Source organism: Nocardia iowensis, from assembly GCF_019222765.1.
GTDB classification, from domain to species: Bacteria; Actinomycetota; Actinomycetes; order Mycobacteriales; family Mycobacteriaceae; genus Nocardia; species Nocardia iowensis.
The window spans coordinates 121,969-143,741 of record NZ_CP078145.1; the positions used below are offsets into that span (position 1 = coordinate 121,969).

General features: G+C 66.2%; 17 protein-coding genes and 1 pseudogene. 3 read left to right on the forward strand and 15 right to left on the reverse strand.

Features of this window, described 5'->3' with window-relative positions; all coding sequences use genetic code 11:
* Nucleotides 1-68 precede the first annotated feature (68 nt).
* Entirely contained in the window at nt 69-959 is an 891-nt protein-coding gene (locus tag KV110_RS00555) for an NAD(P)H-binding protein (protein ID WP_218472589.1), read from the forward strand.
* Nucleotides 960-1,124: 165 nt separating this feature from the next.
* Here KV110_RS00555 and KV110_RS00560 read toward each other — a convergent pair whose 3' ends face one another.
* From KV110_RS00560 to wrbA, 5 genes and pseudogenes are all read right to left on the reverse strand, one after another.
* Nucleotides 1,125-3,374, reverse strand: coding sequence for a heavy metal translocating P-type ATPase (locus KV110_RS00560; protein ID WP_218472590.1), 2,250 nt, complete (start codon nt 3,372-3,374; stop codon nt 1,125-1,127).
* 72 nt (nt 3,375-3,446) lie between these two features.
* Nucleotides 3,447-4,418 carry a DUF748 domain-containing protein gene (locus KV110_RS00565; protein ID WP_246634286.1) on the reverse strand — a complete coding sequence of 324 codons (972 nt, stop codon included), beginning with the start codon at nt 4,416-4,418 and terminating at the stop codon, nt 3,447-3,449.
* 29 nt (nt 4,419-4,447) lie between these two features.
* Nucleotides 4,448-4,669: a heavy-metal-associated domain-containing protein gene (locus tag KV110_RS00570; RefSeq protein WP_218472591.1), complete on the reverse strand. Its 222-nt coding sequence runs from the start codon at nt 4,667-4,669 to the stop codon at nt 4,448-4,450.
* A 54-nt stretch (nt 4,670-4,723) separates the two neighbouring features.
* A pseudogene (locus KV110_RS00575) lies at nt 4,724-5,309 on the reverse strand (MFS transporter); the annotation flags it as partial.
* Nucleotides 5,310-5,333: 24 nt separating this feature from the next.
* Nucleotides 5,334-5,948: an NAD(P)H:quinone oxidoreductase gene (wrbA, locus tag KV110_RS00580; RefSeq protein ID WP_218472592.1), complete on the reverse strand. Its 615-nt coding sequence runs from the start codon at nt 5,946-5,948 to the stop codon at nt 5,334-5,336.
* Nucleotides 5,949-6,048: 100 nt separating this feature from the next.
* Here wrbA and KV110_RS00585 point away from each other — a divergent pair, with 100 nt between their 5' ends.
* Nucleotides 6,049-6,501, forward strand: coding sequence for a MarR family winged helix-turn-helix transcriptional regulator (locus tag KV110_RS00585; RefSeq protein ID WP_218472593.1), 453 nt, complete (start codon nt 6,049-6,051; stop codon nt 6,499-6,501).
* Nucleotides 6,502-6,594: 93 nt separating this feature from the next.
* Here the strand turns inward: KV110_RS00585 and KV110_RS00590 are convergent, their stop codons facing one another.
* The 9 genes from KV110_RS00590 to KV110_RS00630 form a co-directional block, all read right to left on the reverse strand.
* Nucleotides 6,595-7,299, reverse strand: a complete 705-nt coding sequence (locus KV110_RS00590; RefSeq protein WP_218472594.1) for a sterol desaturase family protein — start codon at nt 7,297-7,299, stop codon at nt 6,595-6,597.
* Nucleotides 7,300-7,322: 23 nt separating this feature from the next.
* Nucleotides 7,323-8,045, reverse strand: coding sequence for a FadR/GntR family transcriptional regulator (locus KV110_RS00595; RefSeq protein WP_218472595.1), 723 nt, complete (start codon nt 8,043-8,045; stop codon nt 7,323-7,325).
* Between the two features lie 111 nt (nt 8,046-8,156).
* The gene (locus tag KV110_RS00600) at nt 8,157-8,819 is read right to left on the reverse strand and encodes a hypothetical protein (protein ID WP_218472596.1); all 663 of its coding nucleotides are present in this window, start codon (nt 8,817-8,819) and stop codon (nt 8,157-8,159) included.
* Entirely contained in the window at nt 8,816-10,486 is a 1,671-nt protein-coding gene (locus KV110_RS00605) for an ABC transporter family substrate-binding protein (protein ID WP_218472597.1), read from the reverse strand. The genes KV110_RS00600 and KV110_RS00605 overlap by 4 nt, the downstream gene beginning before the upstream one ends.
* 37 nt (nt 10,487-10,523) lie before the next feature.
* The gene (locus tag KV110_RS00610) at nt 10,524-12,200 is read right to left on the reverse strand and encodes an ABC transporter family substrate-binding protein (RefSeq protein ID WP_218478065.1); all 1,677 of its coding nucleotides are present in this window, start codon (nt 12,198-12,200) and stop codon (nt 10,524-10,526) included.
* Between the two features lie 44 nt (nt 12,201-12,244).
* On the reverse strand, nt 12,245-13,933 hold the full coding sequence (locus tag KV110_RS00615) for an ABC transporter family substrate-binding protein (protein WP_218472598.1): 1,689 nt from the start codon (nt 13,931-13,933) through the stop codon (nt 12,245-12,247).
* 12 nt (nt 13,934-13,945) lie between these two features.
* Nucleotides 13,946-15,796, reverse strand: a complete 1,851-nt coding sequence (locus tag KV110_RS00620) for a dipeptide ABC transporter ATP-binding protein (RefSeq protein ID WP_218472599.1) — start codon at nt 15,794-15,796, stop codon at nt 13,946-13,948.
* Nucleotides 15,793-16,713, reverse strand: a complete 921-nt coding sequence (locus KV110_RS00625; RefSeq protein WP_218472600.1) for an ABC transporter permease — start codon at nt 16,711-16,713, stop codon at nt 15,793-15,795. The genes KV110_RS00620 and KV110_RS00625 overlap by 4 nt, the downstream gene beginning before the upstream one ends.
* Nucleotides 16,710-17,687 (reverse strand): ABC transporter permease, encoded by a 978-nt coding sequence (locus tag KV110_RS00630; protein WP_218472601.1) that lies wholly within the window; start codon nt 17,685-17,687, stop codon nt 16,710-16,712. The genes KV110_RS00625 and KV110_RS00630 overlap by 4 nt, the downstream gene beginning before the upstream one ends.
* 412 nt (nt 17,688-18,099) lie before the next feature.
* Here KV110_RS00630 and KV110_RS00635 point away from each other — a divergent pair, with 412 nt between their 5' ends.
* Nucleotides 18,100-18,939: an HAD family hydrolase gene (locus KV110_RS00635; RefSeq protein WP_218472602.1), complete on the forward strand. Its 840-nt coding sequence runs from the start codon at nt 18,100-18,102 to the stop codon at nt 18,937-18,939.
* Between the two features lie 270 nt (nt 18,940-19,209).
* Here KV110_RS00635 and KV110_RS00640 read toward each other — a convergent pair whose 3' ends face one another.
* Nucleotides 19,210-21,624 carry an N-acetylmuramoyl-L-alanine amidase gene (locus KV110_RS00640; protein ID WP_343224158.1) on the reverse strand — a complete coding sequence of 805 codons (2,415 nt, stop codon included), beginning with the start codon at nt 21,622-21,624 and terminating at the stop codon, nt 19,210-19,212.
* Between the last annotated feature and the right edge of the window lie 149 nt (nt 21,625-21,773).

Genomic DNA, 21,773 nt, shown 5'->3' on the forward strand with positions numbered 1-21,773 from the left:
TTCGCGTGCCGATAGGTGTGCCGAAATTTCCTAGAGAACCCGGCCGTCCGGACGGCAGCGTGGTGCTCATGATTCTGATCACCGGTGCCACGGGCACCATCGGCAGCGAAATCGTCCGCCAGTTGGCGGCGCGCGGCGAGCAGATCCGCGCCGTCACGCGAGACACGGCGACGGCGCAGCTGCCCGCCGGCGTCGAGGTGGTCCGCGGCGACTTCCTGGACACCGCATCGATGGCAGCCGCGCTAGCCGGTGCCGAAGCCGCGTTCATCGTCGGCGTCCTAGGCCCGGAATACATCGACGCCGACCGGGCACTGATCACCGCCGCCCGCGACGCCGGAGTCCGCCGCATCGTGAAACTTTCGGCCATCGGTACCGGCGACACCGCCCTCGGCCGCGTCGGCACCTGGCACCTGCCCGGCGAACAGGCGGCTCGGGAGAGCGGCGTCGAATGGACCATCCTGCGCCCGAGCTCCTTCGCCTCCAACACGCTGAGCTGGGCCGAGGCGATCCGCGCCGGTCAGCCCGTGCCCAGCATGACCGGCACCGGTAAACAGGGCGTAGTCGACCCGCGCGACGTCGCCGCGGCCGCCGTCGAATCACTGCTCTCGCCCACCCACGCAGGCCGCATCTACACCCTCACCGGCCCCGAACTGCTCACCAGCGCCGACCAAGCCGCCACCCTGTCCATCGTGCTCAACCGTACGGTGGACGTAATCGACGTGCCGGACCACGCTGCCCGAGAACATATGCGCGCCGCAGGCATGTCCCCCGATTTCATCGACGGCGCCCTGGACGGCCAGGCCTACGTCCGAGCAGGCGGCAACGCCATCATCACCGACGACCTCTCCCAAATCCTCGCCCGCCCATCCCACACCTACGCCGAATGGGCCACCGACCACGCATCCGCCTTCCTCGAAGCGCCGAGCACGGCATCACACGGTCGAATAACTCTGGCGTAGTTCAATCGGCCGCGCGCCTGAATCGGCCGCACCTGAATCGCGGCCGTGCGATCCGGGCGGTGTCGCCTCGATATTGCGGTGGGACCAGTGGGCATCCGGCGTTGAACTCGGAACGACGAACGGGACGGCACCGTGGGGTGCCGTCCCGTTCGGGTGCTCCGGTGACTACTGGGCGGTGGAGCGGAAGGTGCGTAGGCGCAGGCTGTTGCTGACGACGAAGACCGAGGAGAAGGCCATGGCGGCGCCTGCGAGCATCGGGTTCAGCAGGCCTGCCATGGCCAGAGGGATCGCGGCCACGTTGTAGGCGAAGGCCCAGAACAGGTTGCCCTTGATGGTGCTCAAGGTCTTGCGGGACAAGCGGATTGCGTCGACGGCGGCGCGTAGGTCGCCGCGGACGAGGGTGAGGTCGCTTGCCTCGATGGCGACGTCGGTGCCGGTGCCCATGGCCAAGCCGAGGTCGGCCTGGGCCAAGGCCGCGGCGTCGTTGACGCCGTCACCGACCATCGCGACGACCTTGCCCTCGGCTTGCAGCCGCTTGACGGTGTCGACCTTGTCCTGCGGCAGCACCTCCGCGATCACCGCGTCGATGCCGACCTGTGCGGCGATGGCCTCGGCGGCAGCCCGATTGTCGCCGGTCAGCATGATCGGCGTCAGCCCGAGTGCCCGCAGTTGCGAAATCGCCTCGGCGGAGGTCGGTTTCACCGTATCCGCGACCACGAGCACGCCGCGCGCCTTGCCGTCCCAACCCACCGCCACCGCGGTCTTACCCGCGGCCTCGGCGGCCTGCATGGCCCGCTCCAGATCGGCATCCAGCTGCTGCGCCCAGTCCGCGAGCAGACTGGCCCGTCCGACGATCACCGCGTGCCCATCCACCACGCCCTGCACACCGAGGCCCTCGATATTCGCGAACCCCTCCACGGTTCGCAGCGCACCGACCTCCTTGGCACCCTTGGCGATCGCCTGTGCGATCGGGTGTTCGGACGAATCCTCCAGCGCCCCAGCAAGAGCGAGCACCTGGCCAGCGTCTTCGCCCTCGGCCGCAACGACATCCAGCAGCGTCATCCGGCCGGTGGTGACGGTGCCCGTCTTGTCGAGCACCACGGTGTCCACCCGCCTGGTCGATTCCAATACTTCTGGCCCCTTGATCAGGATGCCGAGCTGCGCACCTCGACCGGTGCCAACCATGAGCGCGGTCGGCGTCGCCAGGCCGAGGGCGCACGGGCAGGCGATGATCAGCACCGCGACCGCCGCGGTGAAGGCCGCCGCGACGGAACCACCGGTGCCGAGCCAGAATCCGAGCGTCGCGACCGACAGCGCGATCACGATCGGCACGAAGAAGCCGGAGATCTGGTCGGCCAGCCGCTGCGCCTGCGCCTTACCGGCTTGCGCGTCCTCGACCAGCTTCGCCATCTGCGCCAGCTGCGTGTCAGAGCCGATCCGATTGGCGCGCACCACTATCCGTCCGCCGACATTCACGGTGGCGCCGACCACCGCATCGTCGGGCCCGACCTCGACCGGCACGGATTCGCCGGTCAACATCGAGGCGTCGACCGCCGACGACCCTTCCGCCACGACACCGTCGGTGGCGATCTTCTCACCGGGACGAACCACGAACCGATCGCCGACGGCCAACTGCTCCACCGGTATCCGCTGCTCGGTGCCGTCGCGCAGCACCGAGACCTCCTTGGCGCCGAGCTCGAGCAGCGCCCGCAGCGCCGCACCGGCTCGCCGCTTGGACCGCGCCTCGAAGAAGCGCCCGGCCAGGATGAACGTGGTGACGCCCGCCGCGGCCTCCAGGTAGATGCTGCCCGCGCCGTCCATCCGGGAGATGGTGAACTCGAACGGGTGCGTCATGCCAGGCGTCCCGGCGGTGCCCCAGAACAGCGCGTACAGCGACCAGCCCAGTGCCGCAAGGGTTCCCATCGACACCAGGGTGTCCATGGTCGCCGTGCCGTGGCGCAGGTTGGTCCACGCCGCTCGGTGGAACGGCAGCGCGCCCCACACCACGACCGGCGCCGCCAGCGTCAGCGACAGCCACTGCCAGTTGGTGAACTGCAGCGCGGGGATCATCGCCATCGCGATCACCGGCACGGTCAGCACCAGCGAGACCAGCAGCCGCGTCCGCAGTGCGGCCGTCGGATCCGATTCGGCGACAGTGCTTTCCGGGGCCGCCGCCGTCGGCGCGGGCAGTGTCGCGCGGTATCCAGCCTGCTCGACTGTGGCGATCAAAGCCTCCGGCGAGACGTCACCGGTGATATCCACGCGCGCCTTCTCGGTCGCGTAGTTCACAGTTGCGGTGACACCGTCGAGCTTGTTCAGCTTCTTCTCGATGCGATTGGCGCAGGACGCGCAGGTCATGCCGCCGATCACCAATTCGACCTGCCCGGTGCCGGGTGGTTGTGTCCTGGTGGTCATCGTGTGCTCCGTTCTGTGCGGCACGGTAGATCGGGTAGCCGCGGGCTCGATGGCGGTGGCCCGCTCCGGCGCTCAGTGGCCGTGTGCCGGTGCGGGTGTGGCGCCGCCGTGTCCGTTGTGTGCGGGTTCGGGCGTGGCTGCGCCGTCGTGCGTCGCCGCTGGCTCGGCAGCCGCTGCTCCCGGGCCGACGGTCAGCGTGAATTCGGCTGTGCGGACCACTCCTTCGTGCTGGAAGTCGAGGAACAGCCGGTAGTCGCCCGCGCTCGGCGCGGTCACATAGAAGGTGATGCCCGGCCCTGCCGGGGTAATGCCGTCGCCGGGGTGGCCGTCCGGGTGGACGTGCAGGTAGGCGAGGTCGGCGGTGCGGAGCGCGACGAGGTGACCGTAGGCCGCCAGGTACGGCTGGAGGTCGGTGACCGGCTTGCCGTCCCGGCTCACAGACAAGATGACCTTCGAGGCTTGACCAGGGGTGACGGTGCCGTCGAGGGTGACGGTGTAACCGCCGACCGTGCTGGTGGTCGCCGCGACCGGCAGCGGCTGCGGGTCATAGTTGCCCGCGACCCGCAGGTCCGCGCCGAGGGTCAGGTTGTCGCCACCCTCGGGGCTGAAGTCCGCGAACACTCGATAGTCGCCCGCCCGGGTGAGATCCAGTGGGACGCTCCAGGTTCCGTCGCCGTCGAGGGTGGGGTGGACGTGCTGGAAGGCGACCATGTCGCGACGGACCACGATCAGGTGCAGGTCCTTGTCGTGGTTGCGCTGGTAGCGGGTGAGCGGCGCGCCATCGGAACCCAGGATGCGGAAGCGCAGCGGGACGTTCGGCGCCGCGGTGGTGAGCGCGGTATCGAGCCGCAGGGTGTATCCGCCATCGGTGGCCATCATTCCTCCAAGTACCTCTGCGGGGCGGGGCCCGTCCTCGTGTGCGTTCGAATCGTGTGCGGTGGGCGCGGCGGGTTCCGGGCCGAGCACCGCTCCGGTCGCGAGAGCGATCCCGAAGACGGCGGCCAGACCGAGGGCGAACCCGGCGAATTTCGTGGTTGCGTGCATCGGATGCTCCGTTTCCGAGTTGCTGTGCGTCAGTCGGCGACCGCGTAACCGGCTCGGACGACCGCGGTGGCGATCACGTCGGGCTGGAGTTGGGCCGCGCTGTCGACGGTGACCGTGCCGTCGGTGAGATCGACGGCGACGGCCGTGACGCCGGGTACACGGCCGATCTCGTCGCGGACCGAGTTGGCGCAGCATCCGCAGGTCATTCCGGTGACCGTGACAGTGGCGGTGGTGGTGGCTGCGGTGCTCATCTGGTCTCTCCTTTTGCTGAACTTGTTCTTACCATACCCCCCTAGGGTACTTTGTCAATCCATACCGGCCGCGGAATCCGTTGCCGGTACGCGCATGGTGACCGCCGTGAACCCGGCACCGACGAGTGCGATGGTCGCCGCACCAAGGAAGGCTGCGGAGAAACCGCTGGTCAGCTCGGATGCATCGCCTACCCGATCGGCACCGAACGCGGCGGCAACGGCGGTCATCGCGGCCAGACCGATGGCCGAACCGACCTGATATCCGACGTTGACGATGCCTGCGGCGAGCCCGCCCTCTTCCGGTCGGGCTGCCGAGATAGCGGTACCCAGCGAGGGTATGAACGCCAGTGCCATGCCACCCGCCGCAGATATCGAAGACCCACGGCCAGCTGATTACTCGGTGATGACGCCGCCGAGGAAGACGCCCGCGGTGCCGCCGGCGGGTGCCGCCGCTTCGTATACCGCGAGCGCCTTTCGTCAATTCCTGTGGCGAGGAACCGAACAGCAGCCTGAGCAGGGTGAGTGCCGACGGCGCGATCAGCGCCGCGCCGCCGCCCTGAATCGCCCGGCCCGCGAGCTCGACGCCGACATTGCCTGCGGCGCCCGCGATTACCGAGCCGACCAGCAGCACCGCCCAGCCTCATTCACCACTGGGGCCGACGGGTCAGACGGGGGTGGGTGCGTTCTGGTTGGCGTGTGCGAATCGCAGCACCCGCTCGACCTGCACCTTGGCCGCGGCGCGTGCGACCTCGTCGACGGCGTAGGTCCCGTTTCGCGTGCAATGCGAAGTGCCGTAAGGGTTTCCGTCTGTGAACTTATCGGGATGGGTGTAACCGGGTGGGACGATGACGCCGCCGAGGTGGATGAAGGTGTTGGTCAGCGCGAGCAAGGTCGACTCGTGTCCACCGTGTGCGGTGCCTGCCGAGGTGAATCCGCTGTAGACCTTGTCCGCGAGCAGGCCCTGACTCCATGGCCCGCTCAAGGTGTCGAGGAACTGCTTGAGCTGCGCGGCGATATTGCCGAATCGGGTCGGCGATCCCATGATCACCGCATCGGCCCAGATGAGATCCTCGTGGGTGGCCAGGGGTAGATGTGCGGTCGCCGCGATATTGGCCACCCACGCCGGGTTGGCATCGATCGCCGACTGCGGTGCCAGCTCGGCGACCCGGCGCACCCGCACCTGATTGCCCGCCTGCTCGGCGATGTCGGCCATGACGGCGGCGAGTTCGGCGATCGTTCCGGTCGCGGAGTAGTAGACGATGGTGAGGTTCACGGACATGTTCGCTCCCGCTTGGCAAGGGTGTTGGCTCGGACAAGGTGCGAACATATAGTCAATATTAGTGACCGTCAAGATTAGTGACTAAATGAGGTGTGCTTGGGTGAGACGTCATGAGCGCAAGGAAAGCGACCCGGACCTGGGGATTCTCTCCGGGAGACTGCTGGTGTCGTTGCAGCAGGAGGTGTACGACACGCTGGCGGGCCAAGGCCACGAGCGGTTCCGGCCCAAGCATGGAGCGGTGCTGGCCTACCTCGACGAGGAGGGCAGCCGGGCGGCCGATCTCGCCAAGCGGTCCGGCCAGCACAAGCAGGTGATCAGCACGCTCGTGGACGAGCTCATCGAACTCGGTTACGTCCGCCGCGAACCCGACCCGGACGACCGCCGCGCAAAGCTCATCGTCCCGACCGAACTCGGCTTGGATCAGATGAAGCGCTCCGACGCCCTCTTCGTGGACATGGAGCGTCGGCTCGCCGACGCGGTCGGTGCGGATGTTTACGAGGACTTCAAGAGCACGTTCCGTCGAATCGTCGCCCTCCGCCGCGACGCCGACTGACTCTGTTCCGTCCAGCGGGACCTGGGTGCGGCGAAGTCCGAGTGGCCGCACAGTCAGGTCCCGTTCGAACGGCGTCCTGGGTCTTCCGGGCGGTCAGGCAGGGTGGAGGTTGCGGGCGGTGGGGGAGGTGTCCGTTGTTGCGGGGTCGGGGTGGGTGCCGAAGAGGCGGTCGGCGGTGCCCGAGGTGGTGACGGTGAACCAGTAGTGCTCGTTCTTGTAGTGGTGGTGGCGGTGGTTGCGCCAGATCGCGCGGTAGAGCGAGTGCTTCGGCTTGTAGTCGGTGTGGATCAGGTAGTGGGTCCACTCGTAGGTGAGGCCGAGGACGGTGATGGTGATGAGGAAGGTCAGGCCTAGGCCGGTGCGCGGGAAAGCGAAGGCGGCCAAGGCGACCAGGAGGACCACGAGTGCCGACAGGGTCTTGGTCGGGATGAAGATCAGCGGGATGTTTCGCGGATCCACGTGGTGTTCCCGGTGTTTGCGGGCCAGCTCGCTGTCGATCGGAATCGGGCCGAGTCGGCGTGGCCGCCAATGCAATACGGTGACATGCACGATCCACTCGAAGACCGGGAACGCCGCGAGCATCACCGCTGGCACCAGCGCGTCGGTCGGTTGCCAGTCGCCGACCAGGATTCGGCCGATCAGGGCCGCGACCAAGGTGACGCCGATGAGCCAGGGCGAGGGATGGCGGAGGAACTCGCGCAAGGCCGCGTCGAGGGTGAGCCCACGGCGCAGTGACCGTTCGTCCCTGCGCACCCGGGCGCTCGCTGAATCCTGCTGAGGGGACCGGGGTTTCGTCATGGTGTTTCCTAGCTGAAGCGTGATCAGTGTCCGTCGAGGACGTCGATCAGAGCGGTGGTCGCCGGCTCGAGCAAGGCCCGAGCGGTATCGGCGGCCTCTTGCGGCCGGCCCGCCACAATGGCGGCGGCCAGTTCCCGGTAGGCATCGACATTGCCCACCTCGGCGGACATGATCGGGGCCAGCGCAGCGAGCGCGGGCTCATAAGCGGCGCGCAGCATGTTGAACATCAGCCGGAAGACGATCGAGTCGGCCGCGTCGACGACGTGATCCCAGAACTCCATCGCATGCCGTTGTTGCGCCACCGGATCGTCTTCTGCGGCAAGCGCTTCGACGCTTGCGGCCAATGTCGCGCCGACGGTCGCCGAATCCGTCGCGCCGAGCCGGATGGCAGCCAGTTCGGCCACCTTGGGGCCGTTGTGCAGCCGCGCCTCCAGAATGCTGCGCGCCACACCCGGATCCAACTCTCCGGCCTGCACCAGTAGTCGTGGCAAAACCTCCAGCCCCGCCCCCCGCCGATAATCCAGCACGGTCGTCGCATCCCCCTGCCGCACCGCAACCAGCCCCGCCGCCGCCAGCCGCTGCAACGCCTCCCGTACCGCGGGCCGCGATACCCCCAGCGCCTCCGCCAACTGCCGCTCACTCGGCAATGCCACCCCCGGCGCCAATTCCCCACTCAGCACATCCGCCGCGATCTGCTCGAAAACATCGCCCGACACCGACCGCTTGACCACAGGTTGCAACGCCATGCTCACACTTTGCGCCAGGATAGGTAAGGAGGTCAAGTGGTCAGACCAATTTGGTGACGGACCCCTTGGTGCGTGGCATCCAGCGAAGCCACCGGCGGACTGGCTACGAGGTCAGCTGGGGTCGGAACCGCGAATCGCGGAAAGCCAGAGTGCGGTGGCGGCGGCGACCGACGTGGCGGCGAGGAAGGTGGTGAAGTCGCCGTCATCGACATATATCCACATGAGCGCCGCGAAAGGGGCGGCAACGGTGGACTGGGCATCGAGCAGCAGGCGTCGACGCAGGCGGGTCGCGGTCGTGGCGAGGGCAGGGGCTTCCGGATCGGGACGGGACGGATTATCGATCAGCCGCCCCGGCGGCTCCGTGGTGCGGATGCGACCGGCCGGATAGAGACGGTGCCCAGCGACGTGGACGGTCCGGTCAGTGACCTCCCCCCTGGTCTCGGTGAGCGTCAGCAAAGCCGAATCGAAATAGACCGGCAGCCACCGCGGCCGACCTGATCCGCTGATCTCGAGCCAGGACCGACTGAGCAGCCGATGCTGTTGCCGAATTCGGGAAACACCCACGCTACGTGCACTTCCCGAAGGCCAGAACGCGAACACCCCCACCGCAACAGCCATCCGATACCCCGAGTACCCGACAATCCCCAACCCCACCGTAGCCAACCCCGCCACCTGGTCCAGATCGCCGAACGGCGCCCAGGCGAGGCATACCGCCAGGGCGCCGATCGTCACGCTGATCGGATAGGCCAGGGGCTGGCCTGACCCGAAACTCACTTCAGGAAGCCCACTTTGGTGTAGTCAGGGGTAGCGAGGCCGAACGCGCCGTAATTGGCGAGATTGTCGCGGACGGCGTAGGTACCGGACGCCTGCTGCAGCGGGACGGAATAACCCGAGGCCCAGATCATTTGATCACACTGGTTGGCCAGCTCGATGGCCTTGTCCGGATCGAGCTCCGAGATCGTGCGTTCGATCAGCGCGTTCAGCTCCGGTGAACCGATGCGTGCCTTGTTGCCCATCAGGTTGTTCGGGTCATAGGCGTAGATCTGCGGCAGCGCGCTGAGCGGGAGAACACTACCGCCCCAAGTGAACTGGGCGATATCGAAATTGCCTGGATCGATGACGTTCTTGAACAACCCAGCACCGGGCACGGTTTGGATATTCAACTTCACCCCGACCCGCGCCAGGTTCTGCTGCACGATCTGCGCGGTCTGCACCCACTGGTCCTGCTGGTACATCACATCGCGGAGCTCGAGCTTGCGCCCGTCCTTCTCGCGCACGTCACCGTTGAGCTTCCAGCCCAGCTCATCCAGCATCCGCGCGGCCGCGTCCGGATCGTAGGCGATGGGCGCCGAATTGTCTTGATAGCCCTTCTGACCCGCCATGAAGATGTGATTGTTCAGCGGCTTCGGATCGTCGACCACCCCGTTCTGTGCCGCGGTGACCAAACCCTGCCGATCGATCGCCTTCGAGATCGCGATGCGCAGCTGGGGGTCCTCGAGCAGCGCGCCGGGTGCGCCGTTGAAGGTCAGGTGCGACCAGCTCGGCTCAGGGGTGCGGCGGATGACGATATTCTTGGAATTGCGTGCGCCGGTCACATTCTCGATGCCCGACATGTAGGCGTAGTCGAGCTCGTTGTTCTGAATCGCGGGCAGCCACGCCGTGCTGTCGAGCACGCTGAACGTGATCGAGTCCAGCTTCGGCGTCGGTCCCCACCACTTCGGGTTCCGGCCCAAGACGATCCGGTTCTGGCTACGGTCTATTTCGGTGATCGTGAAAGGACCCGCGCTGAGCATCAGGGCGTTCCGGTCGCGGTCGTTGAACGCCTCAGGGGTCGCCGTGGTTTCCTTCGGGTACAGGTAGCTGAACTGGCCCTTCCATTCGGAATAGGGCTTGTTGAAGGTGACGACCGCCTGCCGATCGTCGACCCCGCGCTCGACCTTCTCGACACGTTCGAAACCGCTGGTGGACGACACGAGGAACCGGTTGTCCCGGCCACTCAGCGCGGCGGCCTGCGAGCGCAGATCCTCCCAGGTGATCGGTAAACCGTCGGACCACACGGCCTTCGGATTGATCGTGTAGGTGACCTGCTGCGGGCTGGTACTTGTCAGCTTCACATCGGTGAAGAAGTTGTGATCCACGGAGAGCTCACCCGCGGCGTTACTGGTGAACGGCGAGGGCATGGTCGGCGCGGCAATGGCGGAGGTGTTCTCGGTGCCACCGTCGACGTGCAGATAGTTGAACGTTTCCGGCATTGCGGTCAGCGACAGCCGTAGATTGCCGCCGTCGCGCAGTTCGCTCGGATCCTTCGGGTTGATGTCGTTGGTGCTGCCGATGTCACTCGTGCCCGGCGTGACGCTGCCGTTGTCGGAGCAACCAGCCACGATCAGCCCGATGGCGACGCACGGGATAGCGAATCGCGCGCCTAGCGAGCGAATCCTCATACGGGGACCTTCCTGTTCAATAGACAACCGGGAACGCCTACTTCACGAAACCGATTTTGGTGTAGTCGTAGGAGGCGAGCCCGGCGGCGCCATAGTTGGCGAGCTCCGCACGCACCCCCACGTTGCCGGGGGTCTGATACAACGGCAGCGAGTGCCCTAATTCGAAGACCTTGCGGTCTACCTCGTTGGCCAGTTCAATGACCTTCTTCGGGTCGAGTTCGGAGACGGTGCGTTCGATGAGGGCATTGAGCTCCGGTGAGCCTATGCGGCCGTAGTTGCCCTGCATATCGTCGGGGTTGTACGCGAACTGCTGGGCGAGATCGCCGATGGCGAAGGCGTCACCGGAGAGGGAGTATTGCGCGACATCGAAGTTGCCGGGGCGGATGACGTCGGTGAACAGGCCCTGGCCCGGCCTGGGCTCAATGATCAGTTTGACGCCGACCTGGGCGAGATTCTGCTGGATGATCTGGGCCATTTGGATCCAGCCCTGGCTGTTGTACATGACGTCGCGGATCTCGAGTTTCCGGCCGTCCTTCTCGCGGACGTCGCCGTTGAGTTTCCAGCCGAGTTCGTCGAGCATTCGGGCGGCGGCGGCCGGGTCGTACGCGATCGGAGCCGAGTTGTCCTGATAGCCCTCTTGGCCTTCGAGGAAAACATGGTTGTTCAACGGCTTCGGGTTCTCGACCATGCCGTTGTGGATGGCGGTGACGATGCCCTGCCGATCGATAGCCTTCGAGATGGCGACCCGCAGCTTGGGATCCTCGAGGATGGACCCGGGCGCACCGTTGAATCGCAAATGACCCCAGAAGTTGCTTGTCGCCCTGCGTATGGCGATACCGGGTGTGTTGCGCGCCGTCCGTACGTCATCGATGGTGCCGATCCCGACCGCGTCGATCTCGTTGTTCTGCAACGCGGGCAGGAAAGCGGAACTGTCGAGCACGCTGAATGTGATGGAGTCGAGCTTCGGGGTGTCGCCCCACCACTTCGGGTTGCGGCCGAGAACGATACGTCGCTGGGTGCGATCGAGCGACTGCACCACGAATGGCCCTGCGGTAAGGGTGATGCCGTCGACGAGACTCTTATTGAAAGCCTCCGGATTCGCGGTGACCGACTTCGGGTACAGGAAGGCCTCACCGGCGAACTGACCTTGCCATTCCGCATACGGCTGCCGGAACGTGATGACCGCCTGCCGGTCGTCGACTCCGCGTTCGACCTTCTCTACGCGGTCGAAGCCGAACGTCTGCGCGATCAGGAATTCCTTGTCGGCATTGCTCATGGCCGCCGCCTGCGACCGCAGATCCTCCCAGGTGATGGGGGAGCCGTCGGACCACACGGCCTTCGGATTGATCGTGTAGGTGACCTGCTGCGGGTTGGTGCCGGTCAGCTGGATATCGGTGAAGTAGTTGGTGTCGATCGAAAGCTTGCCCGCGGCGTCGGTTTTGAAGGCACGCGGCAGCGTCGGACGGACGATGCTCGCGATCTGGCCATCGTTACCGTCGACGGACAGTGTGTTCCAGTTCTCCGGCAGTGACGTGATCGCCAGCCGTAGGTTGCCACCGTCGCGTAACTCGCTGCGGTCCTTCGGATTGATGTCGTTTGTCGTGCTCAACGATCCGGTCGCACCCTGGGCGTGACCGTCGTCGCCCGAGCTTTCGCAGCCCGCCAGGATCAGGCCGAGAGCAACGACGGGGACAGCTAACCGAGTTCCGGCCATTCGGCGCCGCGGCAACGGCCGCTCGACGGAAAAGAATCTGACGTTCACTTCACAAATCCGATCTTGGTGTAGTCATAAGAAGCGAGCCCGGGGGACCCGAAGTTGGCGATGTCGGCGCGCACGCCCCAGTTGCCCTCCGATTGCGTCAGCGGCAGGGAATGGCCCATTTCGAAGACTTTTCGGTCCACCTCGTTGGCCAGCTCGATCGCCTTCTTCGGGTCCAGTTCCGAGAGGGTGCGATCGATGAGGGCGTTGAGTTCCGGGGAGCCGATCTGGCCGAAATTGTTCTGCCAGTTGCCGGGGTAGTAGCCGTAGGTCTGCGGAATGCTGCTGAGCGGGAACGCATCGCCGACGTAGACGAATTGGGCGACGTCGAAATCGCCGGGGATGATGACATCGGTGAAGAAGCCCGCGCTCGGCTTGGTGTCGATGACCAGTTTCACGCCGATCTGCGCGAGGTTCTGCTGGATGATCTGGGCGATCTGCACCCAGGTGTCGTCCTTGTACATCACGTCGCGGATGACCAGCTTGCGGCCGTCCTTCTCGCGGGTGTCGCCATTGAGCCGCCAGCCGAGCGCGTCGAGTTCCTTTGCGGCGGCGGCCGGATCGAACGGCAAGCTGTTGTCCTGGTAGCCCGCCTGGCCCGCCAGGAAGACGTGGTTGTTCAGCGGCTTCGGCTGCTCGACGAGGCCGTTCTGCACCGCGGTCGAGATACCCTGCCGATCGATCGCCTTCGAGATCGCCACGCGCAGTGCGGGATCGGCGAGAATGGAGCCCGGTGCGCCGTTGAAGGTGAGGTGCCGCCAGCGATTACCGGGTGCGCGGCGGATGACGACGCCCGAGGAATTCCGTACGGTCGTCACGTCGTCGAGGTTGCTCAGCAGCACGGCGTCGAGTTCATTGTTCTGCAGGCCGCCCACCCAGGCGTTGCGGTCGAGCACGCTGTAGGTGATGGTGTCGAGCTTCGGCTTGGCGCCCCACCAGTTCGGATTGCGGCCCAGCACGATTCGGCCCTGTCCGCGATCGGTGGATTGCACCAGGAACGGGCCCGCGGTCGGCCCCATGTTGTCGACAAGGCCCTTGTTGAACGCTTCCGGATCGGCGGTCACCGATTTGGGAAACAGCGCCATGTTGCCCGCGAACTGTCCGCGCCATTCGGTGAAGGGCTGCTTGAACGTGATGACGGCCTGCCGGTCGTCGACACCGCGCTCCACCTTCTCCACCCGGTCGAAGCCGACGGTGATGGCGATCAGGAAACGCTTGTCGGTGCCGTCGAGTGCCTTGGCTTGCGAGCGAATGTCTTCCCAGGTGATCGAATTGCCGTCGGACCATACGGCTTTCGGATTGATCGTGTAGGTGACCTGCTGTGGGTTGGTGTTGGTCAACGCGACATCGGTGAAGTAGTCCTTGTTGACACTGAGCTCGCCCGCCGCGTCGGTATCGAACGCGCGCGGCAGCAACGGCCGCTCGATATCGGCGATCTCGCCATCGTTTCCGTCGCTGGACAGGGTGTTCCAATTCGCCGGGTAAGCGGTGGTGGCCAGCCGTAGGTTGCCCCCGTCGCGCAGCTCGTCCACGCTTTTCGGGTTGATATCGCTGGTGCTGCCGATCGCGGCGGACACACCACTGGCCGACTCGTTGTCGCCCGAGCCGCAGCCTGTCGCGACCAGGCCTAGCGCGATCACCGGTATCGCCCAGCGCAGGGCCGGTATTCGGCTCGCTCGGATCGGCATCGCGCTCTCCTTCTATCGACTGACTGCGGGGACGGGCACCGCGTCGATCAGCTCACGCGTGTACTCGTGCCGCGGGCCGGCGAAAATCTGTTCCGCCGGACCGGATTCGACGATCTTGCCGCGGTACATCACCGCGATGTCGTGAGCCAGGTTGCGGACCACCGACAGGTCGTGTGAGACGAACAGGTAGGACAATCCGCGCTCGACCTGCAAGTCGCGCAACAGGTTCAGCACACCGGCCTGGATGGACACGTCCAGCGAGGACACCGGCTCGTCCAGCACCAGGATCTCCGGGTCCAGCGCGAGCGCGCGGGCGATGCTGATGCGCTGCTTCTGGCCGCCGGAGAAGTCGGCGGGATAGCGCTCGGCGTGATCTCGGCGCATGCCGACCTGCTCGAGCAGTTCCGGCACCCGGCGCCCGATCTCGTCGCGCGAGCGTCCGTCGATGCGCATCGGCTCGGCCAGCGCGTCGAAGATCGGCAGTCGCGGATCGAGGGACGCGGTGGGGTCCTGGAAGACGATCTGCATCTTCCGGCGGATCTCCCGCTTCCGCGCCTTGGTCAGGGTCGCGACATCGCTGCCCATGATTTCGATGGTGCCCGATTCCGGCTCGACCAGGTCGAGAATCTGGCTGAGCGTTGTCGATTTTCCGGAACCGGATTCGCCGACCAAGGCCAGCGTGCGACCCGCCCGCACCTCGAAGCTGATGCCGTCGACCGCGCGGATCTCACCCCTGCGGCGCTTGAACAGGATGCCGGAGGTGATCGGGAAGGTTTTCACCAGCTCCGAAACCCGCAGCACCACTTGATCGCTGATCTCGGCCTCGACCTGGGGCTCGGTCACTTCCTGGCGGTAGGCCTCGAACAGGTCGTCGGTGCCGACCTCCGCGGTGCGGATGCAGGCGGCCGAATGCCCGGGATTGGTCTTCTCCAACGGTGGTTCGGCGACCCGGCATTCATCGATCGAGATCGGGCAGCGCGGCGCGAACGAGCAGCCGGGCGGCAGCGCGTGCATGGCCGGTGGTGCGCCGACGATCGGGATGAGCGGCTGCCGGGCCGGGCGGTCCATCCGCGGGATGGAGCCGAGCAGGCCCACCGTGTACGGCATCCGCGGTGCAGTGAAAAGCTCTGTGGTGGTGGCGGTTTCGACGATCTTCCCGGCGTACATCACCGCGACCCGGTCGGCCAGGGTGGCAGCGATGCCCATGTCATGGGTGATCATGATGACGCCGGCGCCGGTGATGTCGCGCGCCTTGCGCAGCAGGTTCAGGATCTGCTTCTGCACGGTGACGTCGAGCGCGGTGGTCGGCTCGTCGCAGATGATCAGGGCGGGATCGTTGGCGATCGCCATGGCGATGACCACGCGCTGGCGCATGCCGCCGGAGAACTCGTGCGGAAACGCCTTGGCGCGCACCTCGGGTTCATCGATGCCGACCAGTCCGAGTAGTTCGATCGCCTTGGCCGCCGCTTCGTTCTTGGTCATCTTGCCGTGCGCCAGCAGGGCTTCGGCGATCTGCTCACCGACCCGGTACACCGGGGTCAGCGCCGAGAGCGGGTCCTGGAACACCATGCTGATGGAACTGCCACGCAGCCTGGACAATTCGCGATCGCCGAGGCCGAGCAGTTCGCGGCCGCGCAACCGGATCGAGCCATTGATCCGCGCCTGCTCCGGCAGCAGGCCGATCACCGCCAGCGACGACACCGACTTGCCGGAACCGGATTCACCGACGATGGCGAGCACTTCACCGTCGGAGACGGTGTAGTTGACGCCGCGCACCGCCTCGATGCGTCCCTCTTCGCTGGGGAAGGAGACGCGCAGGTCGGTGACCTCCAGTAGCGGTGCGGTGAGGTCAGTGCCGGTCATACTTTCGCCTTCTTCTTCGAGCGCGCCCGCTTGGCACCGGGATCGAATGCGTCGCGCAGTCCGTCACCGACCAGGTTGGCGCACAACACGATGGTGATCAGCAGGCCACCGGCGAACAGGAACAGCCACGGATAGGTCAGCGCCGACTTGGTGCCGGACGCGATCAGTGAGCCGAGCGAGACGTCCGGTGGCTGCACACCGAAACCGAGGAAGCTGAGCCCGGTTTCGGCCATAATCGCCGCGCCGACCGCGAGGGTGGTGTCGATGATCAGGATCGAGGCGATGTTCGGCAGGATGTGGCTGACGATGACGGTGCGCGTCGGCGCGCCCATATACCGTGCGGCCCGCACGAATTCGCGGTCGCGCAGGCTGAGCGTCAGGCCGCGCACGATGCGGGCGCTTATCATCCAGCCGAACACGCTGAGCAGCAGGATCAGCAGCAGAATCGAGCCACTGCCCTTCGTCCGCGGCGCGAACAGCGCGACGATGATGAAGCTGGGCACCACGAGCAGCAGGTCGACCAGCCACATGATCGCGCGGTCGGTCCAGCCGCCGAGCAGTCCGGCGGTCGCGCCAGCGGTCGCGGCGATGGTGGTGGAGATGATGGCTACGCACAGGCCGATCAGCAGCGACTTCTGCATGCCGCGCAGGGTTTGGGCGAGTACATCCTGCCCGATCTGCGTGGTGCCGAACGGATGCTCGGCGCTGGGCGGCTTCAACAGCGCGGTGTAGTCGAGCTGCTGGTAGTCGTACTCGAGCAGGGGCGGCAACGCGAAGCTGGCGACGAAGAGCAGGATCAGGATCACCGCGCCGATCACCGCGGGCTTGTTGCGCAGGAAGCGGCGCAGCACCAGCTTGCTCCGGCCTGCCGCGGCGGGCTCGGGAGCGCCTTGGACGATGATTTCGGCTTCGGTCATCGCACACGCACCCGTGGATCGAGAATCGCCAACACGATGTCGGAGAGCAGGCCGGACACCAGCACCACCAATCCGGCGAACGCGGTCACCGTAACCACCACGTACAGGTCCTGGGCATTGATCGAATCGACCAGCCACTCGCCGACGCCGTGCCAGCCGAAGATCTTCTCGGTGAACGTCGCGCCGGTGATCAAGCCGAGCAGGCTGTAGGCGAACAATGTCGCCATCGGAATCAGGGCGGTGCGCAGGCCGTGCTTGTACAGCGCCTTGCTTCGCGTCAGGCCTTTGGCGCGGGCGGTGCGAATGAAATCGCTTTGCAGCACGTCGAGCATGGCGTTGCGCTGGTAGCGGCTATAGCCCGCCATGGCGCCGAGGGCGAGGCCGGCCGTCGGCAGCACCAGATGCTGGAGGCGGTCGAGCAGTTGTGGCCAGAATCCGTCGATCCGGTTCGCCGAGGTCTCCCCGGTGTAGAGGAATATCTGTGATCCGGTGAGCGAATTTATTTCCAGCGCACCGTATTTCAACAATGTCGCGAGGAGGAACACCGGGGTGCTGAGCACGAGTAGCGAGATGACCGTGGTGAAGTAGTCACTGAATTTGTATTGTCGGATCGCGCCCGCCGCACCGATCAAGACGCCGAGCACGGTGCCGACCAGCGAACCGATGATCAGCAGCCGCAAACTCACCGCGACCCGGCGCGGCAGCTCCTCACTCACCGGCTGGCCCGCCAGGGTCTTGCCGAAATCCCCTTCCGGTATGCCCTTCAGCCAGGTGAGATAGCGCTGCGGGATCGGGTCGTTGAGGTGCAGCTCCTCGGCCTTGGCATCGATCACCGCCTGAGGTGGGCGCGGGTTGCGTTGTTCCAGACTGTCCAGCGGGCGAAACGTCAGCGACGCCAAGCTGAAGGTCAGGAACGACGCCAGCAGCAACAGCACGACATAGTGAAGCGCGCGTCGTAGCAGGAAGCCGGTCATCAGTCCTCGTGGTCTTTCGGCTGGCTGGACCAGCGTCGAGTATTAGCCCCTGATCATAAGGACGAAGACCCCGCCGTGTGCGGCACGCGGGGGCTCGGGCATGTCCTTTATTGCGACACCCGCGTTGCTAGTCGGTCGACGCCGCAATGGAAGGATCATGGGATATTTGCAATTCCCAGGTGGTATACCGTATCCGGAGTGTCGGCCCGATCGGGGCCACGGCCATTACCGCGGGTGCTGGCGTGTGTCGGGCAGTGCCGGGCAATTGCTCGGCGGTGGTATCGGTCCGGCTTTCGGATCGCGCAGTTATGTGCCATTGATCATGAACCGTGGCGGTGTCGGGCGGCGGATGCGGGGTGTCGGACGGCCTGCTGGTGATACGCCCGCCACTTCGAGACGGTTGTCCGGCAGGATGGAATGGGTGACCCTCCTGCACCTGCCCAAGCCGAAGATGGTGGCCACCGATGTCGACGGCACCCTCATCGATCACGACGAGCGGGTCACCGCGCGCACCAAGGCCGCGGTCGACGCGCTGATCGGCGACGGTGTGCCGTTCGTGCTCGCCACCGGTCGCCCGCCGCGCTGGATCGACCCGGTTGTCGACGGACTCGGGTACGCGCCGCTGTGTGTATGCGGGAACGGGGCCGTCATCTACGACAGCGCCACCGATCGAGTGCTCGCCAGCAGGACGTTGGATGTGGAAACCCTGTCCTGGATCGCGGACTTGGCCGAGGACGCCCTGCCCGGGTGCGGGCTCGCGGCCGAACGGGTCGGCGAAAGCGCGCACGACGCGGTCACTCCGCAGTTCGTCAGCTCCCCGCTGTACGAGCACGCCTGGTTGAACCCGGACGACACGTCGGTCGCCCGCCACGAGGTCATCGACGCACCGGCGATCAAGATGCTGATCCGCCTGCCCGGCGCTCGCAGTACCGACATGCGCACGGTGCTCGCCCCGCTGATCGGCGAACGTGCGGACATCACCTACTCCACCGAACACGGGCTGATCGAACTGTCCGCGCCCGGCGTCACCAAGGCGTCGGGTCTGTCGATCGTCGCCCAGCGGCTCGGCGTCGAGTCCGCGAACATCATCGCCTTCGGCGACATGCCCAACGACGTCCCGATGCTCACCATGGCCGGGCACGGAGTCGCCATGGCCAACGCCCACGCCGAAGCCATCGAGGCTGCCGACGAGGTCGCCGAATCCAACGCTGACGACGGCGTCGCCCGCGTACTCGAACGTTGGTGGATCTGAGCGGTTCATCCGCATCCGCCGCGCGCATCCGACCGCAATGCCGCCGGATCGGCGACAGACGCTGTTGTCGCAGCCCCGAAGTCTCTCGCCGCGATCGTGCTGACTCGAGCTGATCTGCTGTCGCGCACATGGATTCGCGTGCTGCGCGAGGCTTTGCCCGCTGTCGCGCGCGGGACGTCAGAAGGTGCGGCATGGTGCCGTGAACGCGCTCGGAGCTCGCGGCCGACGACGAGGTTGCGGCGGCGAGCTCCGAGTTGTGCGTGATCCGGGTCAGCCTGCTGGCTCGGGGGCAGGTGTGGGAAGGAAGTCTTCGGGGGCGGGGAACTGGAGGACACCGGGTTCCGGTTCCGTGACCTCAGCCGGGGCCGGGACCTCGGCTGGGGCTGGGGCCGGAGCCGGAGCCGGAGTCGGAGCAGGTGCTGGCGCCGGAGCCGGGACGGCAGCCGGAGCCGGAGCACTCTGGCCGGGCACCGGACGACTCGCTTCCTGCTGGTACGTGTCGTTGTAGGTCTTCCAGATCGTGGTGACGATCCCGGTCACCTGATTGAGGATCAGCGAGCCCTTCTGGAAGTCCGACCGCAGGCCGTTCGGGACGACATAGGAGTCGCTCAGCGGGAGGCCGAGCACGCCGGCGTCGCCGCCGAGCTGCAGGAAGCGATCGAGGATCGCCCCGATCACCTCGATGACCTTGCCGTCCGGCGCGGTGTAGACGTAGCCGTTGGCGAACTTCGCGTACTGCTGGCCCTGTGCGGCGGGCAGTGGTTCGGTCTGCGCGGGCCCGAGCGGTCCACGCGGACCACCCTTGTTGGCCCAGTGCTTGGCGATGGGGTTTTCGTCCACCATGCCGAGCAGCTTTTCGGTCAGTGCGGCAAGCGTGGCGAGGTCGGGTTTGGCGCGCGGGGTGGTCCGCGGGGCCGGGCTGGTCCCGGTGCTGTCGTTCCCGGTGTCGTTGCTGGCGTAGACGTCGCTGCTGTTTCCGCTGTTTCCACCGGCGGCGAGACCGCCACCGCCCGCGACACTCGCGGCGATATCGCGGATCCGATCCATCAGGTCATAGGCGGCGTCGCCGGGGCAGCTGGTGTTGCCGACGTCGCGGTGGGCGAACACGATCGGCAGATTCACCGCCTGGCCGAGGGCATAGGAGGTGAACTCCGTGCCCTCGGAGTACATGACGGTCTTGCCCTTGGGATCGAGGTGCGCGACCTGGGCACGCCAGCCGATGAAGTTGCCGATGGCGTCGATCGACTCCGCGCTGGGCTCCTCGGATTCGTAGTTGCCCATCAACGCGACGCCCGCGGTGTTCTCGTTGAAGCCACCGGCGTGCGCGCCTTGCACGGCGCGGTCGAGTCCGCCCGCGCGGCCCTCGAAGATCTGGCCGTACTTGTCGACCAGCGCGTTGTAGCCGATGTCGCACCAGCCCAACGTCTTTGCGTGATAGGCGTAGATCGCGCGGACGATGCCCGCGGACTCTTCCTTGCTGTAGTCGTTGCGTCCCGCGGTGTGGTGCACGGTGATGCCGCCGAGGCCGTCCTCACCGGGTTCGTCGTCGTACTCGGGCTCTTGGCAGAGGATGTCCGGATCGGCGCCCCACTGCGCGCGGGTGATCACGGCCGGCCCGCCTGCGGCCACCGGTGCGGCGACCTTGTGCAGCGCACCGTCGATGGCGCCGCGGCCCGGGTCGATGAGCACGGCGGTCAGGTCGACGCCCGACAGCTGGGCGGGATCGTCCGAGCGTGGTGTGGCGGCGTCCGGTGCGCCGGTGGCGTCCGGTGTGGTCGCCGCGGCGGGCTTGCGGGTCACCAGCATCTGCACGGCGTTGGTATTGCCGACGTAGAGCGGTTCGGTACCGGTCTTGCCGCCCGGCGTGCTGCGATCGGTGCGGCGGGTGTCGACGGGTTCGGTGTCGAACCATGGGCCCCAGCTGCCATCGGATTGGCGGGCGCGGACCAACGCCTTCGTGTTGGTCAGATCGGCGGCGGTGAGTGCGACCACGCTGAACGGGGTTTCCCGAGAAAGTTCTTTGACCTGCGCACCGACCTGATCGGCCAGGTCGGGCGGGACAGCGCCGGGGGCCAGCGCGGGCGTGTCGGGCGTGGTGCCCGGTTCGAGTCGCGCCGGGTCTGCGATGAATCGGGTGCCGCCGGGAATCGACGGGGTGGGCGCCGGTGCGGTTTGCCCGAGGTTGGGGTTTTGTCCAGGAATCGTGTTCTGGCTCGGCGCGGCGGCTTGTCCAGGAAGTGGAGTCTGCCCCGGTGTGCGGCTCTGCCCGGGAGTGGCGTTCTGTCCAGGTGTGGTGCTCTGACCTGGCGCGCTCTGCTGGCCGGGGGCGGCGGGGTGTGGAGCGTTTAGCTTGGGGAGCGGAATTTCTTTGGGTAGTTGCACACCCGGTGGCAGTGGTAGGCCTTCGGGAATCGGAATGGACGCTGGTAGCGGCAGCATTCGTAGATCCGACAGACGCAGATCCGGTAGCTCCAATCCGGTTAGTTCGCGTAGCGGAAGCACGATGTCGGGGGCCGAATTCAAGACGACCTCGGCGAGTTGCGCCGGTACGGCGGCAAGCTCGGTGCCGGTGGTCGACCGATAGTCGGGCGAGTCGCTCATCGTGAGCGTCGCGAGCGGGGCCGCTACCGCAAGCGTGGTGACAACCGGGAGGACGTAGGAACGTTTCGGTTTGCGGTAGGGCACGAGCGTCTCCATTCAGGTCGAACCAGTGATCGTGTGCAAAACCAGGGTTGCTTCCTGATGTATCAACGATCACAATAGTCACAACTGTCACATATCTAAACCTGTTGTTGAGGATTATGTGATTGCTCGAATGTAGCTCTCGGATTGCG

Coding starts and splice junctions, on each gene's coding strand:
- KV110_RS00615 (WP_218472598.1), bottom strand. CDS start 13,933: ATGCCGATCCGAGCGAGCCGAATACCGGCCCTGCGCTGGGCGATACCG.
- KV110_RS00555 (WP_218472589.1), top strand. CDS start 69: ATGATTCTGATCACCGGTGCCACGGGCACCATCGGCAGCGAAATCGTC.
- KV110_RS00605 (WP_218472597.1), bottom strand. CDS start 10,486: ATGAGGATTCGCTCGCTAGGCGCGCGATTCGCTATCCCGTGCGTCGCC.
- KV110_RS00570 (WP_218472591.1), bottom strand. CDS start 4,669: ATGAGCACCGCAGCCACCACCACCGCCACTGTCACGGTCACCGGAATG.
- KV110_RS00625 (WP_218472600.1), bottom strand. CDS start 16,713: ATGACCGAAGCCGAAATCATCGTCCAAGGCGCTCCCGAGCCCGCCGCG.
- KV110_RS00635 (WP_218472602.1), top strand. CDS start 18,100: ATGGAATGGGTGACCCTCCTGCACCTGCCCAAGCCGAAGATGGTGGCC.
- KV110_RS00590 (WP_218472594.1), bottom strand. CDS start 7,299: ATGACGAAACCCCGGTCCCCTCAGCAGGATTCAGCGAGCGCCCGGGTG.
- KV110_RS00630 (WP_218472601.1), bottom strand. CDS start 17,687: ATGACCGGCTTCCTGCTACGACGCGCGCTTCACTATGTCGTGCTGTTG.
- KV110_RS00560 (WP_218472590.1), bottom strand. CDS start 3,374: ATGACCACCAGGACACAACCACCCGGCACCGGGCAGGTCGAATTGGTG.
- KV110_RS00620 (WP_218472599.1), bottom strand. CDS start 15,796: ATGACCGGCACTGACCTCACCGCACCGCTACTGGAGGTCACCGACCTG.
- KV110_RS00565 (WP_246634286.1), bottom strand. CDS start 4,418: ATGCACGCAACCACGAAATTCGCCGGGTTCGCCCTCGGTCTGGCCGCC.
- KV110_RS00595 (WP_218472595.1), bottom strand. CDS start 8,045: ATGGCGTTGCAACCTGTGGTCAAGCGGTCGGTGTCGGGCGATGTTTTC.
- wrbA (WP_218472592.1), bottom strand. CDS start 5,948: ATGTCCGTGAACCTCACCATCGTCTACTACTCCGCGACCGGAACGATC.
- KV110_RS00610 (WP_218478065.1), bottom strand. CDS start 12,200: ATGGCCGGAACTCGGTTAGCTGTCCCCGTCGTTGCTCTCGGCCTGATC.